The sequence below is a fragment of the Hydrogenophilus islandicus genome (assembly GCF_054657095.1).
The window spans coordinates 1-25,806 of the sequence record NZ_BAAHXE010000024.1; the positions used below are offsets into that span (position 1 = coordinate 1).

Genomic DNA, 25,806 nt, shown 5'->3' on the forward strand with positions numbered 1-25,806 from the left:
TTAAAGCCCACGTACGCAAGAAGGTCGAGCCACGTTGCACGGCGGAAGCGGCTACCCCACCATGGCCCCTCTTTCACGTAGGGCTTGCTCCGCATGCGAACAAGGAGCTCGATTGCACTCCATGCCACCCACCACGCAACCAACCAGGGGCTCGCGATGCGGCCGACTGCTCCCATAACCCACACCAATGTCACCCACAACGCGACCAACATCGTCGCCCAGCGCCACGTCAGCGGCAAAGTATCGGCACGCCATGGCCACAAGTGATCCAACAGCTCGGCACGCCACCGCCGCCAGCCTGGCAACGCTAAAAACGGTGGCTCAACCGGTTCTGTCAAAACGTTGGGATCAACCATCACGTCCGCTCTCATCGCACTGACCTCCTGCTTCACCCTTTACGCTCCACGGGAACCGGATGAATAGGGATGAAATAACCATCCTTCCCAACCGGTGTCAGCGGCAATCCCAGCTTCTCCCGCCGCTTCCGCTCAGCTGCAAGCGGCGGGCAGGCGTGTGCATCGTGATAGAGTACCATGCAGTCGAGACACAACATGCATTCGCGGTAATCGATCCGTCCGGCGCGATCGATTGCCAGCGATCCACAGCCCTGAGCACACGCGGTGCAGCGGGTACACTCCGCTTTGCGCCGTAAGCCGAACCAGCGGAAGGTTGAAGGGAGCGCCAATGCCGCTCCCAACGGGCAGAGGTATTTGCAAAAGGGTCGTTCCATGAAGAGTGAAAGCGCAAGGAGCGCCAGAGCGTAGGCTGCAAAGAGCCCCCCGCGTTCGAAAATACCAACCAGGAACGTGGTCTTGAACGGCTCAACCTCCGCCAACTTCTCGGCAAGTGGCATCGAAAAGGCCGAAACCGCAAGCAACCCGAGAAAGATCGCGTATTTCAAGTTTTTCAAGCGCAGATGCCAACGCATCGGCAACTGGAACTGAAAACGCTTCAAACCGACCCACTGAGCCACTTTGAAGAGAATTTCAGAGAGCGACCCAAAGGGACAAGCCCATCCGCAAAAGAGGCCGCGCCCCCAAACAAAGATGGTGAGAACAATGAAGATCCAGAAAAGGAAGATGAAGGGGTCGGTCAAAAAGAGCTCCCAACGCCATTCGGTCAACAGGCTGTGGAACCAGGTCAACACCTGGGTAATCGACGGCTGTGCGAGCAAATGCCAACCGAAGAAGAAGACGCTCACCACCCAGAAAGCGTATTTGAAGAGGTCCACGGGCCACTTCTTCTTACGTGTGGCGAGCGCGGTAAGCCGGTCGCGCGCAGCATAGACGGCAGCAAGCGCCAACAGCGTTGCCACAAAGCCGGCGATCTCTATCGTGCGGCTCTTCCAGAAACGCATCCACGCCGGCTGCGGTTTCGGAACAACCGGACGCCCCCCTTCGAGCATCGACTCCGGCATCCAGAACTGTTGAGCAAAGCTCACATACTCGCGGTGGCCGGTCAGTTTGTCGACGATTCGGTTGCCGAGATAGACAAACTCCCACGGATAGGCGGCAGAGAAAGCGGGGTCACGGACGATGAAGATCCCCGATTCGTCAAATGGCGGCGCACCCTCGGCAACGAGGTCGTAGAGCGGCAGATAGTCGAGATCGCGGAAGGTGAAGACGTCCCCCAATTGTCGCAACTGGATCCGATCATAGACTCCGCCGCGGACAAAACCTGAGCCTTTGAACGATTCGTTGCCCGCTGTCCGGATCACGAAAAGGGCATTTTCTCCCGGCTTGAGCCGCGCCTGGAGGTTCTCCCAATCCGCCTCGCCCAGCAGGCTTTTACCGACGTCGGGATGATCGAGTAACCCGAAGCGCACCTCCAACGCCGGCGTTTGCGCAGCAGAAGCGCCGTTCTCCGGTTCGGCCGGCGCCAAACCGAGGTCGGCAGGGAAGATGCGCAGCGTCTGCACCACGCCGAGCTGCTCCAGTTCGCTCCAGCGGTACCGTTTACCCGTCACCCTGAAGCGTGCCTCGGGGCGTTCCACTTGGGTGATCAACCCCACCTGGCGGCCGATCGCACGGGCGACAGCCCGAACGATCTGATTTTGCACCACCACCGTCACCGTCGCGCCGGAGAGCCCGTCAATGCCGATGACGTTGTCGGCTTCATTCTCTATCTTGCCGATTTCGATCCGACTGGCGATCGGTTTGCCGGTATATTGTTCGTTGAAGGCGATCAACTTCTCTTCGGGAATACCCAAAAGCAAAATCGGTTCCGAATGGTTGAGCAGGGCAACCCTTGCAAACCGACCGTCGTGGGTAATGCCGATCAGTGAAATCAACGTTTTGCCCGAGTAGGCAGGAATTTTGGTGATGTCGGTGGAGAGCGCCAGGTACCCCAGAAGCTCCTTTTTCCCGTCGGCTTCCCGCCACGCTTCAACATAGGGGGGGTTCCCTTTGCGTTGAGAGAAATGGGTTGCTTCGGGAAAGACTGCGTCACACGGGGCATAGGCGCAGAGGTCGGGTGCCGAAAAGAGAGCCGACGGCAGTTGCGCTTGGTAGAGCTTCGCGTTTGCTGCAGCAGCCCATGAGGTCAGGGCAAAAAGGAGCAACCACGCGCCACTCACCCACCGCGACAAACGCTGGCGAATAGTCACGATTCCCTCCATTGGGGTCGGAAAGCCACCCCACTGCGGAGGTGGCGTATTTCTGAGATAGGGTTATGCGGGACGGACGATCATCCGCGAACGCATCTCCAGGTGGAGTGCATGACAGAAGTGGGTACAGTAGCACCAGAAGACGCCCGGCTTATCGGCCTTGAAGGTGACTGAGCGCGTCTCCTGCGGGTTGACGATGAAGTTGATATCGTATTCGGGGATCGCAAAGCCGTGCGTCAGATCCTCGACGATATCCAAGTTGGTAACGATGATCGTCACCTCATCGCCCACCTTCACCTCGAATTCACGCAGCTGATACTGCGGAGCATACGCTGCCACCTTCACCGTCACTTTGTTGCCGTTACGGAAGACGCCCGAATCCTCAACCCGTTTCACGGCCAGCGGATGTTCGTCGAGCTTCCCAACCTGCTCGGTGCGGACCCGGTCACGACGAACAATGATGAAATCGTGCGGTTCCGGGTAGGTGGGATGGTCGGCCAAGTGCTTCATCTTCTCACCACGAATGTCGATGAGCTGCTCGTTCTCCGGGTGGAGGGGACCAACCGGCAAAAAGCGGTCCTTCGAGAACTTGCACCCGACCAAGAGAAACTGGCCGTCGGCCTCCTTGGTCTCCCCCATCGACGCGTTCAAATGCCCCGGCTGATAGTGGACGTCCACCCGGTCAACGACATATTGCACCGATTTGTCGCCTTGGTAGTAGCGAATCGCCTTTTCGATGTTCCACTTGACCACCTGGCTGTCGAGAAAGAGGGTAGTAAAGGCATTGCCGCGCCCATCGAAGGTGGTATGGAGCGGCCCCAAGCCGACCTCGACCTCGGCGACCACCGCCTTGCGGATGTCGTCAAGCTTGCCGTCGAACCAGTCGGCCACTTTCGCCACCTCGATCACGGTCACGGTCGGGGAGAGTTTCCCCGAACAGACCATGTATTTACCGTCCGGACTGGCGTTTACGCCGTGGGGGTTCTTCGGCACTGGGACATACGCCGTAAGCGCCGTCTTCGGATCCTGATTCGCCGCCCGGGTGCCATCGACGACAGGGACTTTCGAATTGCCGATCGTGAAGTATTTCCCTTCACGGATTGCCTTCTCGATCCGGGCAATATTGAAGACGACGCACGCGTCGACCTCGCGCGCCATCATCTCTTCATAGTGAATACCGCCCTCGGTGTTGTACTGGTTCGAAAAGGCAAAACGGCCGTCGTACGAGGTTGCCACCAGGTCCATGTTGCCGTCGACCTTACATTGCCACCGCACCTCCATCGTTTCGGCATCGACGCAGGTAAAGAGCGCGAAATATTTCTTTGGATCGTCGAGATCGCGGCCGTCGTTCGGCTGCGGGATGTGGAACTCGCAGCCACAGAAGACACGTGTCGTGTAGTTGATCTTGGGATCAACCGGATCGCGCTTGTCGGGAAAGATCCCGTGAAAGCCCTGGATGTTGGGGATCTTGGTGATCTTGTCGACCTCAAACCGGTCGCCGCGAATCCGGGCCAGCCGGCCGTGGATCTTGTCGTTGACCCAAAAATATTTTCCGTCGTAGGTTCCGTCTTTGTACGAACCGTGAACGTGGTGGGTATCGCCCGTTTTGAAGAGGAGCGAACCATCGGGTTTCGTCCCGATGATCGCCTTACTTTCATTGGTGATCCCCCAGCCGCTCATGCAGTCGATGTTGAACACGGGAATGCGCTTGATCTCTCGTCCGCTTGGCAGACCCAAGACGCGAACCTCGCCCGAGTGGCCGCCCGACCAGATACCGTAATAGGTATCGAGCTCACCCGGCTTCATGTGGATCTTGAGCTCGCCGCCCCCTTCACCCGCCGCAGCAACAGCCTCACGGCTCGTTGTCGTCGTTGCGATCACACCAGCCGACAAACCGGCCCCCGCCAGCCCGGCAAGCGCCGCAGCCCCGAGAAAACCGCGGCGACGTTCGTCGATCACTTCGTTCTTTACTTCCGGTTCCATCGCTTCTCTCCTCACTGAATCAACCAGCATGGCCATCATAGAGAAACGACCCGCGCTTCGCATTGACTTCGATCAATTTTGATTGATTTTTGTCAAACGCGTCCGAGCGAAGAGAGAGCGATCGATCGATCAATGGCATCGCGGCGGGGTTACGCAATAGCGGGTAACCTGCTGGACCGAAGAGCGGCTAAAGCGGTGGGCGGTTACCCGCAGCGGGCCTCAGCCCTGCGCGCTGGGAAGATGGCCCGGAAACCACGCGATGAAGGCGTCGAGCGGCATCGGTTTGGCGAAATAGTAGCCCTGGATGCTCCATCGCCGCCGACTCGGTAAGCTCGAGGATGAGCGGAAACGGGGTCGCGGGATGGGCTTGCCGCCACTGGGCAACGACCTACCGAACCTGGGTCAGGAACGCGTCGGTGGTGAGCTGTTGCGGGGCGACGTTCACGGCGATCAGTGGCCGGGGCCAACCGCGCGCGACGAGCGTTGCCGCGATCGCGAGCGCTTCGTCGAACGCCCACGCCCCCAACGGGTTGATGAAGCCGCTCTCTTCCGCAAGCGGGATGAACTCACCGGGTGAGACCGGCGGCTGTCCCGGCGGTAGCCAGCGCATCAGCGCTTCGGCGGCAAGCAACGTGCCGTCGGCGCTCACCACCGGCTGCAAAAAGAGGGCGAATTCGCGCTGCTCGAGCGCCGCCACCATGCGGTGGCTCAACTCGGCGCGGACGCGCTGCCGCTCGCCCCAGCGGGCGTCGTACCACTGGACTGCGTCGCCCGTCTCCCCCTTCGCCGCTTGCATTGCATACTCGGCAGCAGTAAGGAGCGCCTCGGGGGTGGTGCCATCCTGAGGGGCGACGGCGACGCCGATCGCTGCGGTGAGGAGCGGGACGCGCTCGTCCCCCTCGTATTCGACGAGCGCATGCACCGCGTCGTGGAGCTCGGTGACGGCGTCGCGGTTTCGCTCGCCATCCCCCAGCCAGGCGACGGCAAAGTGGTCGGCGTGGAGATGAGCGACGAGTGAAGGGCGGTGGGCGGTGGTCCACCCCTCGTGGAGCGCGACGAGCCGCGCCGCCACGCGCCGAAGGAGCGCATCGCCCGCTGCAGTCCCCCACCGGATGTTCACCGCGGCAAAACCGTTGAGGTTGCAGTAGGCGAGTGTGACCGCTTGGTTCAGCGCAAACCAGCCGCGCAGCTGCTCCAGCAACCCGAGGCGGTTGAGGAGGTGGGTGAGGGAATCGGTAAATTGGGCCGCATGGAGCGAGGCCACCAAATGATTCCGCTCAGTCACCTCCCGGAAGGTAGCGACAAAACCGCTCACCGCCCCGGTTGCATCGCGCACCGGAGCGATCCTCTTTTCCACGTCGATCACGCTTCCCCAGCGGGTCCGGTCACGAAAAGTCACCGAGAACTCCTCCCCGCGGGCGAGCGCTTCGTGGAGGAGGCGGTAAACCTCCGACGGCATTTCGCCCGATCGCCAGACCTCCCCGGGGCGTTTTCCTTTTACTTCGGCGAGCGGATAGCCAAGAATCTTCTCCGCTGCGGGATTGAGGTAGAGGATCCGCTCGTCGCGATCGGTCAACACCACACCGTCGCCGACATGGGCGAGTGCGAGCGCCAACTGGCGGTTTTCGGCGTCGCGGGTGCGGAGCAACGACCACTGCTCTGCGAAGACGGTGCGCAGGGTCACCAGTTCCGCCGGCCAGCCGTCGGTAGCGAGCTCGCGCAGCGGGGTGGGGTCATCGCCACTTGCGACCACCGCCTGCTGGAGCGCGGTCAGGGGGTCGATCACGGTGCGCCGCAGCCCGGAACGCAGGAGAAGAACGCCCACCCCAATGACCAAGCCAGCGAAAGCCACGGCCGCGGCGATCACCCCCACCAACAGGGGAATGTCGGGGATACGCTCCTCCAGCCGCAGCAGTAACGTCGGCCCCGAGGGTTGCCGAATCGCCACCCCGAGCAGGTTCGCAACCGGAACAACTGTCTCGGCGGTGGCGCGCGCCGCTTGCTCGGGTGGGGCCGTCACCTCCAGGGAAAAAATCGCGGGCTCTTCGGTGACGGCGGCGAGTGCCCACCCGTGGCGGGCGAGGCGGCTCTCCAACGCTTGCGGGTCGAGCGGAGTGCGGACGGTTATGCGCGTTGCTTTCCCCTCGTGGGTCACCGTCAAGAGCAACCGCCCGTGCGTGGGATCCCAACTCCAGCCTGACGCCGGTGTGTCGGGCGCCCCATCGGGCCAGCCGTCAGCGGCTTTGAGCCGCGAACCGACCGCGACGGTAAAGGTTTTGCCGCTCCCCGTGTGCCGCCACCAGAGGGTGTGGGAAGAGAGAACCACCTCCCACCCTGCCCCTTTTCCAAAGAGGAGGCCGTCCGCGGGGAGCCACTGGCCGATCTCGAGGAGCGGCGCACTCATCTCCTGCGCGACAGGGAGGAAAAAGGCGAGCTCCTCAGCCTCTTCGCGGTAGCGATCGAGGAACCGCGCCCCGTCCCGCAGCAGGGGATTCTCTGCCGTGCGGGTAAGGAGCGCCTCTATCCGCTGACGTTCCGCGGCCAAGAGTTCCGTGACCGCTTGAGCCGCAGCGTGCAGCCGTTCGGTATGGAATCGAGCGATCCACCCGTACCCGACCGCCAGGGCCACCCCGCCGATCACCAGCGCGAGGAACCCGAGCGCGCGCCAATAGGTGCGGGTGAGCGTTTGGGTAATCGGCTCATGTGGAATGGAACGCGACACACCCTTTCCTTTCTCAAAAGATCGCCGCCTCATCTGCGGCGTTTTGTGCAGTGATCAACGGCGTCGCCACGTCGACGAACGGGATCACCTTGCCGTGGCGCAACCACGCTTGGGCCACCGCGCCAGCCTCGTCGACCATCAGTGGGTAGCGGAACGACGCGGTCTGCTCCCCAGCAAGGATCGCTGTGCGCGCCGCGGCGATGTAGTCGACGCCGATCGTGATGAGCGCGCGCGGGTCGACCCCCAAACGGCGCCACGCCGCGCGGGCGCCGACCAACATGCTGTCGCTGTGGGCATAGAGGGCATCGTAGCTAACCCCCGCCGCCGCCCACGCTTCGACCACCCGCGCCGCCTTGTGGCGGAGGTAGTCGGCAGGCTCGGCGGCGATGAGCCGCCACTGCGGATAGCGGCGCAAAGTGGCGCGAAAACCGGTGCCGCGCTGCATTGCCGGCGTCGTTCCCGGTAACCCTTCGAGCATCGCCACCCGCCCCCCTTCAGGGCGCAGCGTGGCAAGGAGCTCAGCGGCGCGCGCGCCGATCGCGTAGTTGTCCCCGGTGACCAGCGCGTCGAAGAGAAAGCCGGGAACCCAGCGGGAGAGCGCGATGAGATAGGCGCCTGCCGCGCGGGCCGCTTCGAGCGCCGGCACGAGCGGCTCCCCGCCGGCCGCCCCGACGAGAATCACCGCGGCGCGCGCTTCAGCAGCCCATTCGAGGTCGGCGATCTGGCGCAGGAGACTGCCGTCGGCGTCGCGCACGACGAAGCGGCATTCAGGGAGGTATTCGGCAAACCACGCCTGCGCCCGCGCTACCTGTTTCGCCCGGTAGTCGTTCGCAGTGGTGTCTTGACAGAACGACGAGCGGCGCTGCGTCACGGGACAGCGGATTGCGGGACGCGGTCGGGGTGGCGACGCCCGGCCGCGCTGCTGCGGCGAACCCGAGCGCGGCAAGCTGCGCGAGCCACTGGCGGCGCCCCCTTCCCTTGGTGGTTAGGAATGTGTGCTCTTCAGACAAACGTTTTGCTTTCACCCAAGCGTTTCGCTTTGACCCACAACAAACACCCCTTACGACGGGCGATAGACCGCCACCTGCAACCGCCGCCGCGAGCTCGCCGACTCTTCGCCGCACGGGGCGATCTCCCACCACCAGGTGGTGATGGGGGGCTGCGGCGGGACAAAACCGGCGAGCGTTCCCCGATCAGCAATGGGGCTATTCTCATTATCGCACGGTAGGGTGACGCTGGCAATATCGGTGATCACCAGCGAGGGGCAGGAGAGGGCCGCGAGGAGGCGCCAGTGGGTGGCGACGATCGCCCGTGCCCACGCAGCCCGCTCTTCCTCCGAGAAGGCTTGTGCGGCGGGCGTCGCAAGCGGAACAATGGGAAGCTGCGCCATGAGGTTGAGGGAGACAACCGCGTCGGTGGTAGGCGGCAGCGGCCAGTGGGGGCACGGTTCGGGAGGGGTCGCGGGGTCTTTCATCAGCGCGGCAGCGACGCCGGCAACGTCCCAGACGGCGCGGTGGACGTGGCGGTAGGCGAGCGTCCGCCAGCGGATCGACCAGGGGTGGACGAGGTCGACGAGGAGAATCTGCTGCCACTGCCGCGCGAGCGTCTCAAGCGGCAGGTCGTAGCCGGCGCCCGAGCCGAGGACGACAAGCGTACGGCGGCGGGGAAGCGCGGCGGAGAAAGCAAGGAGCGTCTCCCGGCTCGCCGCAAGGTGCGCAGCCCACGCCGCGCGGCAGCGGCGGTAGCGCGCGGTGATCGCGACCGCTTCGTAGAGGTAGCCGAGCCGCCGCGCCGCCCACGGCGCCGGGGTGGTGAGCCACGCAAGCGCTTCAGCGATCACTCGCCTTGCTGGGGCCGTTGCGCGCGCCGGGCGAACGCGACGCGCGAGTTGGGGGTTCGCCCGAGCTGCTCAGCGATCCACCACGCGGTAGCGACCAACGGTTCGAGCGCGACGCCTGTTGCCACCCCCATCGACTCGAAGAGGTAGACGAGCGCCTCCGTCGCGACGTTGCCCGCAGCCCCCGGCGCGTAGGGGCAGCCGCCGAGCCCGCCGACCGAGGCGTCGAAGGTGGCCACCCCCTCTTGCCACGCCGCGACGACGTTGGCGACCGCCATCCCGTAGGTGTCGTGGAAGTGGCCCGCAAGGCGCTCAATCGGCACTTCGGCGGCGACCGCCGCGACCATCCGGACGATCGCGTCGGGGGTGCCGACGCCGATCGTGTCGCCGAGCGAGATTTCGCCGCATCCCATCGCCCAGAGCGCTTTCGCCACCTCGGCGACCTTTTTCGGGGGAACCGGGCCGCTATAGGGGCAAGCGACGACGCACGAGACGTAGCCGCGCACCGCAACCCCCGCAGCGCGCGCCCGTTCGACCACCGGGGCGAACCGTTCGAGCGATTCGGCGATCGAGCAGTTGATGTTCTTCTGGCAGAAGGCCTCGGACGCAGCGGTAAAGACCGCCACCTCCTCAGCGCCGGCAGCGAGCGCCGCCTCGAGCCCCTTGAGGTTGGGGACAAGCACCGGGTAGCGGGGACGATGGGCAGCAGCGTGCTCGTTTGCTGCCCGCCTCTCCGCGGTGAGCGCGGCGAGGAGTTCGCTGTGGTCGGCCATCTGCGGCACCCACCGCGGCGAGACAAAAGCAGTCGCTTCGATCACCGTGAGACCTGTGGCGCGCAACCGCCGAATGAGCTCGAGTTTCGTCGCGGTGGGAATCGGTGTCGCTTCGTTTTGCAGCCCGTCGCGCGGCCCCACTTCGACGAGCGTCACCCGTTCGGGGCCCCGCTTCATGACGCGGCCTCCTCTGTCGGGGCGAGCGCAACGAGGAGCGCCCCATCGCTCACCTGGTCGCCCACCGCGCAATGGAGCGCTGCAACGCGCCCTGCGGCGGGGGCGGTGAGGGTGTGTTCCATCTTCATCGCCTCGAGCGTCAAGAGGGGCTGCCCCGCGGCGACACGATCGCCCTCCTGAACCATCACGGCGATCACCCGTCCCGGCATCGGCGCGGTGAGCTGCCCGTCGCTCGCGCCCTGGTCGCCGCCGCGCCATTCGTCGGCGACCGCCTCAAAGCGGTAGGCGCCATCACTCCAGAAGAGGTAACGGTGCGCACCGTGGACCACCACCTGCGCCCGCGTGCGCCAGCCGTCGATCTCGAGCTGCAGCGTCCCGTCGGGCTCGGCGCGGGTGCGCACGTCGACCCACCGGCTGGGGGAGCCATCCGCCTCGCCGCCTGAAGCGAAGGCGAGGTGGTCGGGAGCGACGCGGGCGCGAAGGAGCCGACTCTCGTCCCGGTAGCGGAAGCGCCAGCGCCGCTCGGCAGGGGCGTTGAGCCGCCAGCCGTCGACGGCGTGCCACGGGGAGTGGGGGTCGACGCTGCGGCGTGCCCGCGCGGCCGCCTCCTCCCGCTCGCGCTCATATTCGGCGGCCGCGAGCGCCCACCACGCTGCGTCCGGGGGCGGTTGGGTGGCAAAGAGCCAGTCGTATTCGCGTTCGATGAGCGCCGTGGTGAGCTGCGCGTCGCGAAACGAGGGGGCAGCGACGAGGCGCAGGAGAAACTCGACGTTGTTCGCCACGCCGACGATCCGGGTGGCGTTGAGCGCCGCGGCGAGCTTGCGGCGCGCCGCTTCGCGCGTCTCCCCCCAGACGATCATCTTGGCGATCATCGGGTCGTAGTAGGGGGTGATCTCGTCGCCCGCTTCTACGCCCGTATCGATGCGCAGGTCGGGCGCTTCAGGGGGAAATTCGAGAACCGCCAACCGGCCGGTTGCCGGCAAAAAGCCCTTCTCGGGATCTTCGGCGTAGAGGCGCGCTTCGATCGCGTGGCCGCGACAGACCAGTTGCGTCTGTTTGAGTGGCAACGGCTCACCAGCGGCGACGCGCAGCTGCCACTCGACGAGGTCGAGCCCGGTGACCATTTCGGTGACGGGGTGTTCGACCTGCAGCCGCGTGTTCATCTCCATGAAGTAGAAGGTGCCGTCGGGGGCGCGGATGAATTCGACCGTCCCTGCCCCTTCGTAGCCGACGGCGCGCGCGGCGGCCACCGCCGCTTCACCCATCGCGCGGCGTTCACTGTCGCTCAAACCGGGCGCGGGGGCCTCTTCGAGCACCTTCTGGTGGCGGCGCTGCACCGAGCAGTCGCGCTCAAAGAGATAGACGGCGTTGCCGTGGCGGTCGGCAAAGACCTGAACCTCGACGTGGCGGGGTTCAAGAACGTACCGCTCGACGAGCACCCTGTCGTCGCCAAAGGCCGAGGCCGCTTCTCGGCGGCAGGAGGCGAGCGCAGCGAGGAACTCTTCGCGGCGATCGACCCGCCGCATCCCCTTGCCGCCGCCCCCCGCAGCGGCCTTGATCAGCACCGGGTAGCCGATCCGGTCGGCTTCCGCCAGAAGCCGATCGTCGCGCTGGTCGTCGCCGTGGTAGCCCGGGGTGAGCGGCACGCCCGCTTCGGCCATCAGCGCTTTGGCGCGCGCCTTGTCGCCCATCGCGCGGATCGCTTCCGGCGGCGGACCGATGAAGACGATCCCGGCGGCGCGGCACGCATCGGCGAAGGCTTCGTTTTCCGAGAGAAAGCCGTAACCGGGGTGGATCGCCTCAGCGCCGCTCCGCTCGGCAGCGGCCAGAATCGCCTCGATCCGCAGGTAGGAGTCGCGCGCGGGCGCCGCCCCGATATGGACCGCTTCGTCAGCAAGGCGCACGTGGAGCGCGTGGGCGTCAGCAGTGGAATAGACCGCGACGGTGCGAATGCCCAACCGCCGCGCGGTGCGGATCACGCGGCAGGCGATCTCGCCGCGGTTCGCAATGAGGATCTTGTGAAACATCGCAGCTCCTTCGCTCAGAGATCGCCGACCACCCAACGGGCTGGCCGTTTTTCGAGAAACGCGGCAAGCCCTTCCCGCGCTTCCGGCGTCGCGCGGACCCGGGCGATTCGGGCAGCGGTCTCGTCCATCAGGGCTGCGTCGAGTGGCCGGTGCGCCACTGCGGCGATGAGCGCTTTCGCCTCCCAGAGCGCGTTCGGCCCCCCTTTGGTCAGCTCCTCGATGAGCGTCTCGATCACTACGTCGAGTTCCCCTTCGGGCACCACCTCGTGGGCGATGCCGAGCGTTTTGGCCGTTGCGGCGGGAATCCGCTCGCCCGTCTGAAAGTAGCGCAGCGCCTGCCGGGGGCCAATCGCGCGCAGGACGTAGGGGCTGATCGCCGAGGGGATGATGCCAAAGCGCACCTCGGTCGTGGCAAACTGTGCCCGGTCGCTCGCCACACAGATGTCACACGCGCAGGCGAGCCCCATTCCGCCGCCGAGCGCTGCGCCGTGCACCCGCGCAATCGTCGGTTTGCGGCACTCGGCGATCGCAGCGAGCATCTCGGCCAAGCGGCGCGCGTCTTCGCGGTTCTCCGCCTCCGACGCGCTTCCCGCCGCCTTCATCCACTCGAGGTCGGCACCGGCCGAAAAGCTCTTGCCGCGCCCAGCAAGGACCACCACCCGGACGCGATCGTCCCCTGCGAGTTGCGCAAATGCCGCGGTCAGTTCGGCGATCACCTGGGCGTTGAAGGCGTTGTGCACCTCGGGGCGGTTCATCCATACCCACGCCGCGACCCCGCCGGCAACGGGCCGCTCTTCGATCGCCAACGTCGTGAATTGATTCATCACTCCTCCTTCAGGTCACATCCGGAAGACGCCAAAGCGGGTCGGCGTGATCGGGGCGTTCAACGCCGCTGAGAGCGAGAGCCCCAGCACCCGTCGCGTCGCGGCCGGGTCGATCACCCCGTCGTCCCAGAGCCGGGCGCTGGCGTAGTAGGGGTGCCCCTGCCGCTCGTACTGCGCGCGAATCGGCGCTTTGAAGGCCTCCTCCTCTTCGGCGGACCACGCGACCCCCTTCGCTTCGAGCGCGTCGCGGCGCACCTGCGCGAGGACACTCGCCGCCTGTTCGCCCCCCATCACCGAGATCCGGCTGTTGGGCCAGGTCCAGAGGAAGCGGGGGGAGTAGGCGCGACCGCACATCCCGTAGTTGCCCGCACCAAACGAGCCGCCGATGATCGCCGTAATCTTCGGCACTTCGGCGCACGCGACCGCCGTCACCATCTTCGCGCCATCTTTGGCGATTCCCCCCTGTTCGTACTTCTTGCCGACCATGAAGCCGGTGATATTCTGGAGAAAAAGGAGCGGGATCCCCCGCTGCGCACAGAGTTCGATGAAGTGCGCCCCTTTCTGGGCCGACTCGGAGAAGAGGATGCCGTTGTTCGCAACGATCCCCACCGGATAGCCGTAGAGTTCGGCAAAGCCGGTGACGAGCGTCGGGCCGTAGCGCGCTTTGAATTCGTCAAAGCGGGAGCCGTCGACGAGCCGCGCGATCACCTCGCGCACGTCGTAGGGTTTGCGCGTGTCGTTGGGGACAATCCCGTAGAGCTCCTCGGGGTCGTACGCGGGGGGTTCGGCGCTCCCGAGCGCCAGCTCCACCGGTTTGCGCCAATTGAGATGGGAGACAATCCGCCGTGCGATCGTCAGCGCGTGGCTGTCGTTCTCCGCGAGATGGTCGGCGACCCCCGAGATGCGGGTATGGACGTCGCCCCCGCCGAGCTCTTCGGCAGTGACCACCTCACCCGTAGCGGCTTTGACGAGCGGCGGCCCGCCGAGGAAGATCGTCCCCTGGTTCTTGACGATCACCGTCTCGTCGCTCATCGCCGGCACATAGGCCCCGCCCGCGGTGCACGAGCCCATCACCACCGCAATCTGCGGGATTCCCTGTGCGCTCATCCGCGCCTGGTTGTAGAAGATGCGGCCAAAGTGGTCGCGGTCGGGGAAGACCTCGTCCTGGAGCGGCAGGTAGGCCCCGCCCGAGTCAACAAGATAGATACAGGGTAGGCGGTTCTGCTCGGCGATCTCCTGCGCGCGCAGATGTTTCTTCACCGTAAGCGGATAGTAGGTCCCCCCTTTGACCGTCGCGTCGTTCGCGACAATCATGCACTCGACGCCGGCGACGCGCCCGACGCCCGCGATGATTCCCGCCGAAGGGGCGGCGTCGTCGTAGCAGCCGAACGCGGCGAGCTGGCCGATCTCGAGGAACGGCGAGCCGGGGTCGAGGAGGTGGTCGATCCGCTCACGCGGCAGGAGCTTGCCCCGCGCGACGTGTTTGGCGCGCGCCTCCTCTCCCCCCCCTTCGCGGATGCGCGCCACCTGCGCCTCGAGGTCGGCAACGAGCGCGCGCATCGCTGCGCTGTTGCGCTGAAACTCCTCCGACCGGCAATTGACACGGGTTTCGAGCCGTTTCATCGTTCGCGCTCCCCCTTCACGCGACGCCGCGAGCGACGAGATCGCGAGCGATCACCAGTTTCTGAATTTCGCTCGTCCCCTCGTAGATTTGGCTCACGCGCACGTCGCGGTAGATCCGCTCGACCGGAAAGTCGCGGACGTAGCCGTACCCGCCAAGCACCTGGATCGCAGCGGAGGCGACCCGTTCGGCCATCTCGGAAGCAAAGAGTTTAGCCATCGACGCCTCCTTGAGGCACGGTTCGCCCGCGTCGCGCTTCACGGCCGCGTGCCAGACGAGCTGGCGCGCTGCCTCGATCTGGGTCGCCATCTCGGCAAGCTTGAAGGCAATAGCCTGATGGGCGACGATCGGCTGACCAAACGCTTCGCGCTCTTGGGCGTATTTCAGCGCCACTTCCAGCGCCGCGCGCGCCATGCCGACACTCTGGGCAGCGATGCCGATCCGCCCCCCCTCGAGGTTGGCAAGGGCAATCTTGTACCCCTCCCCCTCGCGCCCAATGAGCGCGTCGTCGGGGATCCTGCAGTTGTCGAAGGTGATCTGCGCCGTGTCGCTCGCATTCTGCCCCAACTTCTCTTCGACGCGGCTCACGACGTAGCCCGGCGTCGCCGTCGGGACGAGAAAGCAGGAGATGCCGCGCTTGCCCGCAGCTGGGTCGGTGACCGCGAAGACGATCGCGACGTCGGCATTTTTGCCGGTGGTGATGAACTGTTTGACGCCGTTCAAGAGCCACCCGTCGGCGGTGCGCTCCGCACGGGTGCGGATCGCTCCGGCATCGGAGCCGACGTGCGGTTCCGTCAGGCAAAAGCAGCCCAACGCCTCGCCGCGCGCCAAGCGCGGGAGCCACGCTCCCTTCTGGTCGTCGCGGCCATATTTGAGAAGGATCGCATTGACGAGCGAATTCTGCACCGAGACGATCGTCGACGTGGCGCCGTCGCCGGCTGCGACCTCTTCGATCACGAGCGCGAGCGCCAACGTATCGAGCCCTGCGCCACCCCAGTCGCTCGGAACCGTCACCCCAAGCGCACCGAGCCCGCCGAGTTCGCGCAACACCTCGCGCGGAAAAGTGTGGTTGCGGTCCCACTCCGCGGCATAGGGTACGATCCGTTCGCGGGCAAAATGGCGAATCGCCTCCTGAACCATTCGATGATCGTCATCGAGCACCATTGTGTTCCTCCTTCGGTCTTTGTGTCGTCATCGTGACGCCGAGCAAGACGAGCGCGCCGCCGACGAGTACCGGCCACGCGAGCGGCTCATCGAGGAGCCACCAACCGGTGACCACCCCGGCAACGGGCACCAGATTGATGAAGAGCGCCGCGCGCGCTGCCCCGAGGCGCTGGACCGCTTCCGAATACCAGGTGTACCCGAGGGCGGTGGCGAAGATGCCCATGAAGAGCACCGCGCCCCAGACTTGCGGCGGCCAGTTGCGCCAACTGCCCCCCTCTCCCTCGACCGCTGCGACGAGCCAGAGGAGCGCCGCACCGACCACCGACGCCCAGAAGGTGGCGGCAAGAGGCGAAAAGAGGCGGGTGACCCCCTTCGAGAGAAAAGTGTAGAGACTCCAGGTGGCGACGCACCCTAAAATCAACCAGTCGCCCACCCCCACCTCCCCGCGCAGTGGCGCGAACGGATCCCCTTTCCCGATCACGGTGAGGCACCCCGTGAGCGCCAACAGCGCCCCCAGATGCTGCCGCCACCCGTGGGGTTCGCCGGCAAGCCACCACGCGGCGACGGCGACAACCACCGGGTTCAACGCCACAACGAGCGCCCCACGCCCTGCGGTGACGTGCTGCAGGCCGTAGAGAAAAAAGAGGTTGTAGAGAAAGATCCCGAAAAAACCCATCGCCACGAGCCGCCAGAGTGCCGCAACGGTGGGCGCTCGGCTGGGAGAAGTTGGGACGAGCAGCACGCGCGGTGTGCGCGGCGTGAGCGGCACCCCCCGCACGCGCGCAATCAGCCAGAGGACTACCGCCGCCAGGGTGAAGCGCATCGCGGCGGCAGCCGCCGGGGCGGTGAGCGCCTGGGCGACGATCCGCCCGGCTGGCCAGGTCGCGCCCCACATCACCATCGCCGCCACCAGCTGGCCGTAGAGACGAAACGGACTCACTCGAGCTCGATCGCCAGGGCCGTCGCTTCACCCCCGCCGATGCAGAGGCTAGCAACACCGCGCTTGCCACCGGTGCGGCGCAGCGCGCCGATGAGCGTCACGACGATGCGCGCGCCCGATGCGCCGATCGGGTGCCCGAGCGCACAGGCCCCGCCGTGGATATTGACCTTCTCGTGCGGCAGGTTCAACTCCTTCATCGCGGCCATCGTCACTACTGCGAACGCCTCGTTGATCTCGTAGAGGTCGACCGCATCAGTCGTCCACCCCGCTTTGGCCACCACCTTCGCGATCGCGCCGACGGGAGCAGTCGTGAACCAGGCCGGCTCTTGCGCATGGGTTGCGTGCGCGAGGATGCGGGCGAGCGGCGTGCACCCCAGTTGCTCGGCGGTTTCGCGCCGCATCAGTACCAGCGCCGCCGCCCCGTCCGAGATCGACGACGAGTTGGCCGCAGTCACCGTCCCGTCTTTGCGAAACGCCGGTTTGAGCGTAGGAATCTTGTCGATCTTCGCCTTGAGCGGCTGTTCGTCATGCGCCACCACCTGTTCGCCGCCGCGGCTGCGTACCGTCACCGGCACAATCTCCCACGCAAACGCGCCGCTCTGGATGGCACGCACCGCCCGCTGCGTCGATTCCACCGCGTAGGCATCCTGCATCTCGCGGGTAAAGCCGAAGTGTGCGGCGGTGTCTTCGGCAAAGGTGCCCATCAGCCGCCCCTTGTCGTAGGCATCCTCCAAGCCGTCGTAGAACATGTGGTCGATCACCTGCCCGTGGCCGAGCCGTAACCCACTGCGCACCTTGGGAAGCAGATAGGGGGCGTTACTCATCGACTCCATCCCGCCCGCGACGACGACGTCGTAACTCCGCGCCTTCAAGCCGTCAAAAGCGAGCATCTGCGCCTTCATCCCCGAACCGCAGACCTTATGGATCGTCGAGCAGCCGACCGATTTCGGCAATCCAGCGCCGAGCGCCGCCTGCCGCGCCGGCGCCTGCCCCTCGCCCGCCTGAAGGACGTTGCCCATCAACACCTCGTCGATCCGCTCAGGGGCGACGCCCGCGCGCTCGACCGCCGCGCGAATCGCCGCTGCCCCCAGCTCCGGACCGGTGAGCGCTGCGAGATCACCCTGGAATCCGCCCAACGGGGTGCGTGCCGCTGCAACGATGACGATATCTTCAGCCGATTTGCTCATCTTTGATGCTCCTCTTTGTCCACTCATGATTGCTCTGTGCCTTGCCGTTACGCCGTCTCAGCCATCAATTCGCGGCCGATCAGCCAGCGGCGAATCTCTGACGTCCCCGCGCCGATCTCGTAGAGCTTCGCGTCGCGCCACAGGCGCCCCGTCGGGTATTCGTTGATGTAGCCATTGCCCCCGAGGCACTGAATCGCCTCGCCCGCCATCCAGGTCGCTTTTTCGGCCGCATAGAGAATCGCCGCCGCGCAATCTTTACGGAGGTGGCGGCTGTGGTCGTGGCGGTCGAGCGCCCGCCCCACCGCGTAGACGAACGCCCGGGTGGCGCTCCATGTGGCGTACATGTCGGCGAGTTTCCCCTGCATCAGCTGGAATTCGCCGATCGGCTGGCCGAACTGCTTGCGTTCGTGCAGATAGGGGACCACCACCTCCATGCACGCGTCCATGATCCCAAGCGGCCCGCCAGCGAGGACCGCCCGCTCGTAGTCGAGCCCACTCATCAGCACCTTCACCCCACCGCCCACCTCGCCGAGCACGTTCTCTTCGGGCACTTCGCAGTCGTCAAAAAAGAGCGGGTAGGTGTTGGAGCCGCGCATCCCCAGTTTGTCGAGTTTACTCCCCGCGGAGAAGCCCTTCATCCCCTTTTCGACCAAGAAGGCGGTAATCCCGCGTGGGCCAGCCGCCGGGGCGGTTTTGGCATAGACGACAAGGACGTCGGCGTCGCCCCCGTTCGTGATCCACATCTTGCTGCCGTTGAGCACCCAGCGGTCGCCCCGCTTCTCGGCGCGCAGCTGCATCGAGACGACGTCGGAACCGGCGTTCGGCTCGCTCATCGCGAGTGCCCCCACCCATTCACCGGCGACCAGTTTCGGGAGATATTTCGCCTTTTGCGCGGCGCTGCCGTTGCGGTGGATCTGGTTGATGCAGAGGTTGGAATGGGCGCCGTACGAAAGCCCAACCGCCGCTGACGCCCGGCTGATCTCCTCCATCACGATGATGTGAGCGAGATAACCCATATTGACGCCACCGTACTCCTCGGCAACCGTCATGCCGTGAACCCCGAGGTCTCCCAATTTTTTCCACAAATCGTGCGGAAAAGCGTTCGTCTGGTCGATCTCCTGCGCGCGCGGCGCGATCTCTTTATCGCAAAAGGCGCGCACTGAATCGCGCAGGGCCACCAGCGTCTCATCCAGCCCCATGTCGAGCGAAGGTATCGCCATCGTCTGCTCCTCTGATTGACGTTTACGTCAACGTAACATTACCCGAAAGGAACGCGGTTGTCTAGAGTGGAAAGTTACGGGCTATCGGGACGACGACGCTTGGGCGGCGCAAGACCGCCGCGCCACTCAAACCAAACCGGCAAAGTGTGACCGCGGCAGCATCCAGCGGCCGGGCTGACCGGGTAGCTCGAAGAAACCAAAGTGCGCGTAGAAAGCAGCGGCTTGGGGCGATTTGGCATCCACAACAATCGCCGCTACCGCAAGCGTTTCACTGGCAGCCGCCACACGCTTGCACGCGTCGGCAAGCAGTATCGATCCCAGCCCCATGCCCTGCACCCGTTTGTCTACAGCCAAGCGCCCCATCAGCGCCACCGGCAACGGATAGCGCGGGAGTCTTTTCCGCCACTCCTCAGGGAGCGTCTCGGTGGCAATGCTTGCAGCGCTGAGGCTGTAGAAACCGACCACCCGGAGTTGTTCTGCCGGTGTCGCCACAAAAACCCGCGCCACCCCGCGCTTGATGTCTTGGTGCGCGTAGCGCCGCAGGTAATCATCGAGCGCCTGGACGCCACAGGCGAAATCGGCCGTCTCGACATTGCGGTCGAGCGCGCGAATGGAGTAGTCCATTACCGCACGTGCTTGGTGTGACGTTCGAACGCGCGCTGCAGTGCTGGGTTGGGCTGGGGCGGTTTATCCAGCGCTTCCAGGAACGCGGCGAAATCCTCCTGCGAGAGGGTCATCGTTTCGTGCGCCTGCACGAGCGATTGCGCGTGCTCGATTGCTTGCCTGAGCACGAATTCAGAAACGCTCATATGGGCGTAAGCCGCAGCTTTCTCCAGTAAACGACGCACCTCCTGGTCGCAGCGGATGTGCAGGCGGGTATCTTTGGTCAGGACGGTCATGCCACGCTCCTCCTCATCGTCGCTGAGCGGTATTGTGCGCCATTTGTCCGCACATTGTCAAACCCATTGACATACAACCGCCGCGCCTCACCGGTTTTACACCGGCTGCCGCGCCTTCTCTCGCCCTGCCTCTTCAGCAAGCGCCGCGTGGCACTGCGCCTCGAGCTGGTCGATCTCGGCGAGCACCGCCTCGATGTCGCGCCGCTGCTGTTCGAGCGTTGCCCGCCGCTCAGCCAGCACGCGCAAGAACTCGCGAATCTGCGTCGGTGAGTTGTGCATGCCGTCGTACATATCGAGGAGCTCTTTGATCTGCGCCAGACTCAACCCCAACCGTTTGCCCCGCAGCGCCAGCTTCAAGCGCGTCCGGTCACCCCGAGTGTAGACGCGCTGTCGTCCTTCGCGCCGCGGGTTGAGAATCCCGTGCTCCTCATAATAGCGGATGGTGCGCGGGGTAATCGCAAATTCGCGCGCGAGGTCGCCAATGGTATAGTTGCGCTGTTCCATGGTATCGTTCCGGACTTCCGTTTCCGTTGACGTCAACGTCACAATAACACAGCAAGCGGGTGATGCCAATCGCCCCAACAGGTGCCCACCCAGACCAGGATTGCAGCCGTGTCAGAGAACCCAACCCCCCAAGCGAATCGAGCAACCAACGGACTCACCTTCCCCTACCGCGACGCCCCCCCGATTGCGACCACTCGGGAGGTTGCGCCGGGGGTTCACTGGCTTCGCATGCCGCTCCCGTTTGCGCTCGACCACATCAACCTCTGGCTCGTCGCCGAACGCGACGGCTGGGCGATCATCGACACCGGCTACGCCCTTCCCGCGGTGCGCGAGGCGTGGCGCATCCTGCTTGCCCAGTTTCGCCCAACCCGCGTGATCGTTACCCACTTTCACCCCGACCACCTGGGTCTCGCTGCGTGGCTGATGGCCGAATACCACCTGCCGCTCTTCATGAGTCAGGGGGAGCTCCTCACCGGCTACGCAGCCTGGTTGCAGGCGCCTGGCCACGGTTACCGCGATATGGTGGCGCTCTTTGCCCGACACGGTTTGAGCGAAGAGGGGCAGCAGCCCCTCCTGAAGCGCGGCGCCGCCTATCCCATTGGCGTGCCGGAACTGCCACCGCACTACCACCGCCTGCGGGCAGGAGATCGACTGACACTAGGCGATACCACCTGGCAGGTGATCGTCGGTTGCGGCCACTCCCCCGAGCATGTGAGCCTCTATTGCGCGGAGCGGCAGCTCCTCATCTCGGGCGACATGCTCCTGCCGAAGATCTCGACGAACGTCAGCGTCTGGGCCGTCAGCCCCGAAGCCGATCCCCTTGCCGATTTTCTCGCGTCACTCGACGCCTTTGCCGCGCTTCCCAGTGACACGCTGGTGCTACCGTCGCACGGACTTCCTTTTGTTGGCATCCAACCGCGCATCGCCGCTCTTCGCGCCCATCACGACGCGCGCTTGGCCGAACTCATCGCGGCGTGCGCAGAGGCCCCACGCACCGCGGCCGAATTGGTGCCGGTTCTCTTTCCCCGTCCGCTCGACGCCCATCAGATGGTCTTTGCCCTGGGGGAGACGATTGCCCACCTCAACCACGCCGCGAAGCAGGGAAAACTCTTGCGCACAGTCGCAAGCAGTGGTGTGATACGATTTCGATCAACTATTTGACCACAACACGAGGGAGACCCCGATGAGTGAACAAAGCACGACCGCGCAAGCGGAAAAGACCATTGCAACAACGGAAAAAGCAACCGCGGCAGCCGAAAACCCACCCCCCCAGCTGCCCGACCCGCAAGAGATGGCCAAAGTCTATGCCGAAGTGGCGACACGCGCCGCGAAAGTGCTTGCGGAATACACTAAGAACCAGCTCAAAAAGGGGATCACCCCCCCTGCGGACGAGCTTGGGATCGCCCAGACCTACATGCAGATGATGGCGCGGCTCCTTGCCAACCCCTACAAACTCGCGCAGGCGCAGATGAACCTGATGTGGGACTACTTCAACCTCTGGCAGCATTCGATGCTCAAGATGATGGGCATCAACACCCCGCCCGTTGCCCAGCCCGACAAGAGCGACAAACGGTTCAAAGCCAAAGAGTGGGAAGAGCACTTCCTCTTCGACTTCATCAAGCAGTCCTATCTGATCGCCGCGCGCCGCATCCACGAAACCGTCTGCTGTCTCGAAGGGATCGACGAGACGACGCAAAAGAAAATCAACTTCTTCACCCGCAACTTCATCGAAGCGCTCTCGCCCACCAATTTCGCGCTCACCAACCCGGAAGTCTTCCAAGAGACGCTCCGCACCCACGGGCAGAATCTGATCAACGGGCTGAAGAACCTGCTGCGCGACCTCGAGGAGGGGGGCGGTCAGCTGCGGATCCGCATGACCGACACCGAAGCTTTCGAACTCGGCAAAAACATCGCCACCACCCCCGGCAAGGTGGTTTTCCAGACCGAACTCGCGCAACTCATCCAATACACCCCGACGACGAAAGAGGTCTACAAACGGCCGCTGCTGATCGTACCGCCGTGGATCAACAAGTACTACATCCTCGACCTGCGCGAAAAGAATTCGCTGGTGAAGTGGCTCGTCGATCAGGGGCACACCGTCTTCATCCTCTCGTGGGTGAACCCCGACGAGCGGTTGGCGCAAAAGACCTTTGCCGATTACGTCACCGAAGGGGTGGTCGCGGCACTCGACGCGATCGAACAGCAGACCGGCGAACGGGTAGTGAACGCTGCCGGCTACTGCTTGGGCGGGACGCTGCTTGCCACCACCGCCGCTTATCTGGCGGGCAAAAAGCAGAAGCGGTTTGCCTCCACCACCTTCTTCACCACCCTGACCGACTTCTCTGAGCCCGGGGAGCTGGGCGTCTTCACCACCCCGGAGACGGTCGCTGAACTCGAACGGAAGATGGCGCAACGGGGCTACCTCGAAGGGAGCGAGATGGCCACGACCTTCAACATGATGCGTGCCAACGACCTCATCTGGTCGTTCGTCGTGAACAACTACCTCCTCGGGCGCGAACCGTTCCCCTTCGACCTCCTCTACTGGAACTCCGACTCCACCCGGATGCCCGCGGCGATGCACTCGTTCTATCTCCGGAAGATGTACCTCGAGAACCGGCTCGTGCAGCCGAACGGCATCGAGATCGACGGCGTCGGGATCGACCTCGGGAAGATCAAAAACCCCTGCTACTTCATCTCGACGGTCGAGGACCACATCGCGCCGTGGAAGACCACCTACCGCGGGGCGCGCCACTTCACCGGCGCCGACGTCACCTTCGTGCTGGGCGGCTCTGGGCACATCGCGGGAATTGTCAACCCGCCGGCGGCCAATAAATACGGCTACTGGACGAACCCCGTGAAACCGCTGCCGGAAGACCCGGAGGTGTGGTTGCAGGGCGCCACCCACCACCCCGGCTCGTGGTGGCCCAACTGGAACGGGTGGCTCTTGCAACTCAACGGCGAGGAGAAAGTTCCCGCACGCGACCCAGCGAACGGCAAACTCCCGGTGATTGAAGAAGCCCCAGGAAGCTACGTCAAAGTGCGGATCTGATACGCCGCAATGCGTGCGGTCCTCGACACCAATACGGCGCTTGCCCTCTGGTGGTTCGAGGACCCGACGCTTGCCCCGCTCGCCGCTGCAATCGATGCGGGGGCGGTGGAACCGATCGTGAGCCCACCGCTCGAAGGGGAGTGGCGGACGGTCCTTGTTCGTCTTCAAGGGGTAGTCGCAACGCCGCGAGGGGCAGCGGCGCATCAACGCTTTCTCACCGCCACCACGCGCCTTCCCCACCCCGATGCTGCAACCTGTGCATCGGCCGCACTGCCCCTCTGCCGCGACCCTGAGGACCAGAAGTTTCTCGAATGCGCCTGGTTTCACCGGGCCACCTGGCTCATCACCCGAGATCGAGCGCTGCTTGCGCTGGCACGCCACCGCGCCCTTCGCCCGGTGCTCGCCATTGTGCGCCCAGAAGCGTGGGTTGCTGCGTATCGGGGTTACGGCTGACCGCTCTCTTGATTTCGCCGTTTTCTCCGTCGCGATACAATCTTTCGCATCGCAAAAAAGAAAAGCGCACTGCTTCTTTGGAGAAAAGGAGAAATGGCTGCTACCAACTTCAGCACCGCCAACCGTACCTACCGAGAGTTGCTCGGCAACGGCCAAACCTACGTGATCCCGCGTTTTCAACGCGATTACTCTTGGGATGAAGAGCACTGGGAAGACCTGTGGGTCGACCTCCTGGGCACCCTGCCGGAAGACGGGGAACCCGCCCATTACATGGGTTATCTAGTCCTGCAAACTACCGACAATCGTCGCTTCGATGTCATCGATGGCCAACAACGCCTCACCACCTTGAGCCTCATCGTACTCGCCGCGATGCGCCTGCTCAAAAAGCTCGCCGATGAGGGTCAAAACCGGGAAGCCAATACCAAACGCCTCGAACAACTGCGCGCCACCTACATCGGTTACCTCGATCCGGTGACACTGACCACGCGCAACAAGCTGGTCCTCAATCGCAACAACGACCCCTATTACCGGGACTATCTGGTAACCCTGAGCAACCATCTGCCAAGCCGCGGCTTTCCTGCCTCTACCCATGCCATGCGCAAGGGTTTCGAGTGGTTCGAGAAGCGCCTGCGCGAGCACGTGAAAAGTGAAACCGATCAAGGGATGGCGCTGGCGCGCGTCATCGACACCATGAGCGACAAGCTCTTTTTCACCGTGATTACCGTGGCCGACGAGCTCAACGCCTACAAGGTGTTCGAAACTCTCAACGCCCGCGGTGTGCGCCTCTCCGCTACTGATCTCCTCAAGAACTACCTTTTTTCAGTGCTTGCCCGCGACAACGAATCAGCCTATGAACTCGACGAACTGGAACGACGCTGGGAGAGCATGGTGGGCCGTCTGGGCCAAGAGAGCTTCCCCGATTTTTTGCGCATGCACTGGAACAGCCGCAACAAGTTCACCCGCCAATCGGACCTTTTTAAAACCATTCGCGCCCATATTCATAGCCGTGAGGCGGTTTTTCAGCTGCTTCGGGAAATGGATGAAGACATCGACACCTATCTCGCCTTAACGCAGCCTGAAGGTTCACATTGGTCGAATGAGTGCAAGCAAAGCGTCGCCGAGTTGCGCATGTTCTCCGTGCGACAACCCTTTCCTATGCTCATGGCTGCTCGACGAAAACTCGACAATGACGATTTCGAGAAATTGTTGCGCGCCACTGTGGTCATTACCTTTCGTTATAATGTGATCGGAGGTCAACATACCGGCGATCAGGAACGTGTCTACCACACCGCTGCCCTCAAGCTCCACCGGGACCAAGCACGTACCCTCCAAGATGTGCTGGAAGTGCTGCGCGACATCTACCCCAGCGATCAAACCTTCCGTGCGGCCTTTGCGGAAAAAAACATCAAGACCACGCAGAGTCGCAACGCTAAGATTGTCCGCTATATTTTGCGCAAACTCGAAAAACAGAGCGGCGGTATAGACTTTGACCACGAATCGGCTGCTTACACCATTGAGCACGTCCTTCCCCAGTCACCCGGAGACGGTTGGGAAGCGTTTTCAGATCGAGACCTGGAAACCTTCGTCTACCGCTTGGGCAACATGGTTATGCTCGAATCGGGTAAGAACAAAGACTTGGCCAACAAACCCTATGCTGAAAAGCGGCCTGTATTACTGAGCAGCGGCCTGCACCTGACCAGTGAACTGGCTCGTGAAAACGAAGAATGGACACCGGAGCGCATTCAAAGATGGCAGGAGAAGCTAGCAAAATTGGCTACCTCAGTTTGGCGCGTGGCGCAATTGAGCAGCATTTGAGACCGA

Annotated in this window: 21 protein-coding genes; 5 read left to right on the forward strand and 16 right to left on the reverse strand. The window is 64.0% G+C overall.

What is annotated here, in order from left to right; all coding sequences use genetic code 11:
- Positions 1-93 precede the first annotated feature (93 nt).
- A complete protein-coding gene (locus ACYQ6T_RS07695; protein ID WP_459829591.1) occupies positions 94-267 on the forward strand; it encodes a hypothetical protein in 174 nt (57 codons plus the stop codon).
- Between the two features lie 121 nt (positions 268-388).
- On the opposite strand, the gene ACYQ6T_RS07700 is transcribed toward ACYQ6T_RS07695, so the two are convergent.
- The 16 genes from ACYQ6T_RS07700 to ACYQ6T_RS07775 form a co-directional block, all read right to left on the reverse strand.
- Entirely contained in the window at positions 389-2,605 is a 2,217-nt protein-coding gene (locus tag ACYQ6T_RS07700) for a 4Fe-4S binding protein (protein WP_459829593.1), read from the reverse strand.
- A 63-nt stretch (positions 2,606-2,668) separates the two neighbouring features.
- Positions 2,669-4,588 carry a TAT-dependent nitrous-oxide reductase gene (gene nosZ / locus ACYQ6T_RS07705; RefSeq protein ID WP_459829596.1) on the reverse strand — a complete coding sequence of 640 codons (1,920 nt, stop codon included), beginning with the start codon at positions 4,586-4,588 and terminating at the stop codon, positions 2,669-2,671.
- 388 nt (positions 4,589-4,976) lie between these two features.
- The gene (locus tag ACYQ6T_RS07710; protein ID WP_459829598.1) at positions 4,977-7,310 is read right to left on the reverse strand and encodes a PAS domain S-box protein; all 2,334 of its coding nucleotides are present in this window, start codon (positions 7,308-7,310) and stop codon (positions 4,977-4,979) included.
- A 13-nt stretch (positions 7,311-7,323) separates the two neighbouring features.
- Positions 7,324-8,181, reverse strand: a complete 858-nt coding sequence (locus ACYQ6T_RS07715) for a substrate-binding domain-containing protein (protein ID WP_459829602.1) — start codon at positions 8,179-8,181, stop codon at positions 7,324-7,326.
- 189 nt (positions 8,182-8,370) lie between these two features.
- The gene (locus ACYQ6T_RS07720; RefSeq protein ID WP_459829605.1) at positions 8,371-9,150 is read right to left on the reverse strand and encodes a hypothetical protein; all 780 of its coding nucleotides are present in this window, start codon (positions 9,148-9,150) and stop codon (positions 8,371-8,373) included.
- The gene (locus tag ACYQ6T_RS07725; protein WP_459829608.1) at positions 9,147-10,097 is read right to left on the reverse strand and encodes a hydroxymethylglutaryl-CoA lyase; all 951 of its coding nucleotides are present in this window, start codon (positions 10,095-10,097) and stop codon (positions 9,147-9,149) included. The genes ACYQ6T_RS07720 and ACYQ6T_RS07725 overlap by 4 nt, the downstream gene beginning before the upstream one ends.
- Positions 10,094-12,124: an acetyl/propionyl/methylcrotonyl-CoA carboxylase subunit alpha gene (locus ACYQ6T_RS07730; protein ID WP_459829610.1), complete on the reverse strand. Its 2,031-nt coding sequence runs from the start codon at positions 12,122-12,124 to the stop codon at positions 10,094-10,096. Before ACYQ6T_RS07730 ends, ACYQ6T_RS07725 begins: the two co-directional genes overlap by 4 nt.
- A gap of 14 nt (positions 12,125-12,138) precedes the next feature.
- A complete protein-coding gene (locus tag ACYQ6T_RS07735) occupies positions 12,139-12,948 on the reverse strand; it encodes an enoyl-CoA hydratase/isomerase family protein (protein ID WP_459829613.1) in 810 nt (269 codons plus the stop codon).
- A 15-nt stretch (positions 12,949-12,963) separates the two neighbouring features.
- On the reverse strand, positions 12,964-14,571 hold the full coding sequence (locus ACYQ6T_RS07740) for a carboxyl transferase domain-containing protein (protein WP_459829615.1): 1,608 nt from the start codon (positions 14,569-14,571) through the stop codon (positions 12,964-12,966).
- Positions 14,572-14,587: 16 nt separating this feature from the next.
- Positions 14,588-15,733, reverse strand: coding sequence for an acyl-CoA dehydrogenase family protein (locus tag ACYQ6T_RS07745; RefSeq protein ID WP_459829618.1), 1,146 nt, complete (start codon positions 15,731-15,733; stop codon positions 14,588-14,590).
- Entirely contained in the window at positions 15,720-16,673 is a 954-nt protein-coding gene (locus ACYQ6T_RS07750; RefSeq protein ID WP_459829620.1) for a DMT family transporter, read from the reverse strand. Before ACYQ6T_RS07750 ends, ACYQ6T_RS07745 begins: the two co-directional genes overlap by 14 nt.
- Positions 16,670-17,860, reverse strand: a complete 1,191-nt coding sequence (locus tag ACYQ6T_RS07755) for an acetyl-CoA C-acetyltransferase (RefSeq protein ID WP_459829621.1) — start codon at positions 17,858-17,860, stop codon at positions 16,670-16,672. The genes ACYQ6T_RS07750 and ACYQ6T_RS07755 overlap by 4 nt, the downstream gene beginning before the upstream one ends.
- A gap of 47 nt (positions 17,861-17,907) precedes the next feature.
- A complete protein-coding gene (locus ACYQ6T_RS07760) occupies positions 17,908-19,080 on the reverse strand; it encodes an isovaleryl-CoA dehydrogenase (protein ID WP_459829623.1) in 1,173 nt (390 codons plus the stop codon).
- Positions 19,081-19,206: 126 nt separating this feature from the next.
- Positions 19,207-19,704: a GNAT family N-acetyltransferase gene (locus ACYQ6T_RS07765; protein WP_459829624.1), complete on the reverse strand. Its 498-nt coding sequence runs from the start codon at positions 19,702-19,704 to the stop codon at positions 19,207-19,209.
- A complete protein-coding gene (locus ACYQ6T_RS07770) occupies positions 19,704-19,979 on the reverse strand; it encodes a type II toxin-antitoxin system TacA family antitoxin (RefSeq protein WP_459829627.1) in 276 nt (91 codons plus the stop codon). The genes ACYQ6T_RS07765 and ACYQ6T_RS07770 overlap by 1 nt, the downstream gene beginning before the upstream one ends.
- 96 nt (positions 19,980-20,075) lie before the next feature.
- On the reverse strand, positions 20,076-20,483 hold the full coding sequence (locus ACYQ6T_RS07775; protein WP_459829630.1) for a MerR family transcriptional regulator: 408 nt from the start codon (positions 20,481-20,483) through the stop codon (positions 20,076-20,078).
- 108 nt (positions 20,484-20,591) lie between these two features.
- Here ACYQ6T_RS07775 and ACYQ6T_RS07780 point away from each other — a divergent pair, with 108 nt between their 5' ends.
- From ACYQ6T_RS07780 to ACYQ6T_RS07795, 4 genes are all read left to right on the forward strand, one after another.
- Positions 20,592-21,644, forward strand: coding sequence for an MBL fold metallo-hydrolase (locus tag ACYQ6T_RS07780; RefSeq protein ID WP_459829633.1), 1,053 nt, complete (start codon positions 20,592-20,594; stop codon positions 21,642-21,644).
- Between the two features lie 130 nt (positions 21,645-21,774).
- A complete protein-coding gene (locus ACYQ6T_RS07785) occupies positions 21,775-23,532 on the forward strand; it encodes a PHA/PHB synthase family protein (RefSeq protein ID WP_459829647.1) in 1,758 nt (585 codons plus the stop codon).
- 9 nt (positions 23,533-23,541) lie between these two features.
- Positions 23,542-23,985: a PIN domain-containing protein gene (locus ACYQ6T_RS07790; protein WP_459829636.1), complete on the forward strand. Its 444-nt coding sequence runs from the start codon at positions 23,542-23,544 to the stop codon at positions 23,983-23,985.
- Positions 23,986-24,078: 93 nt separating this feature from the next.
- On the forward strand, positions 24,079-25,800 hold the full coding sequence (locus ACYQ6T_RS07795) for a DUF262 domain-containing protein (RefSeq protein ID WP_459829637.1): 1,722 nt from the start codon (positions 24,079-24,081) through the stop codon (positions 25,798-25,800).
- Positions 25,801-25,806 lie beyond the last annotated feature (6 nt).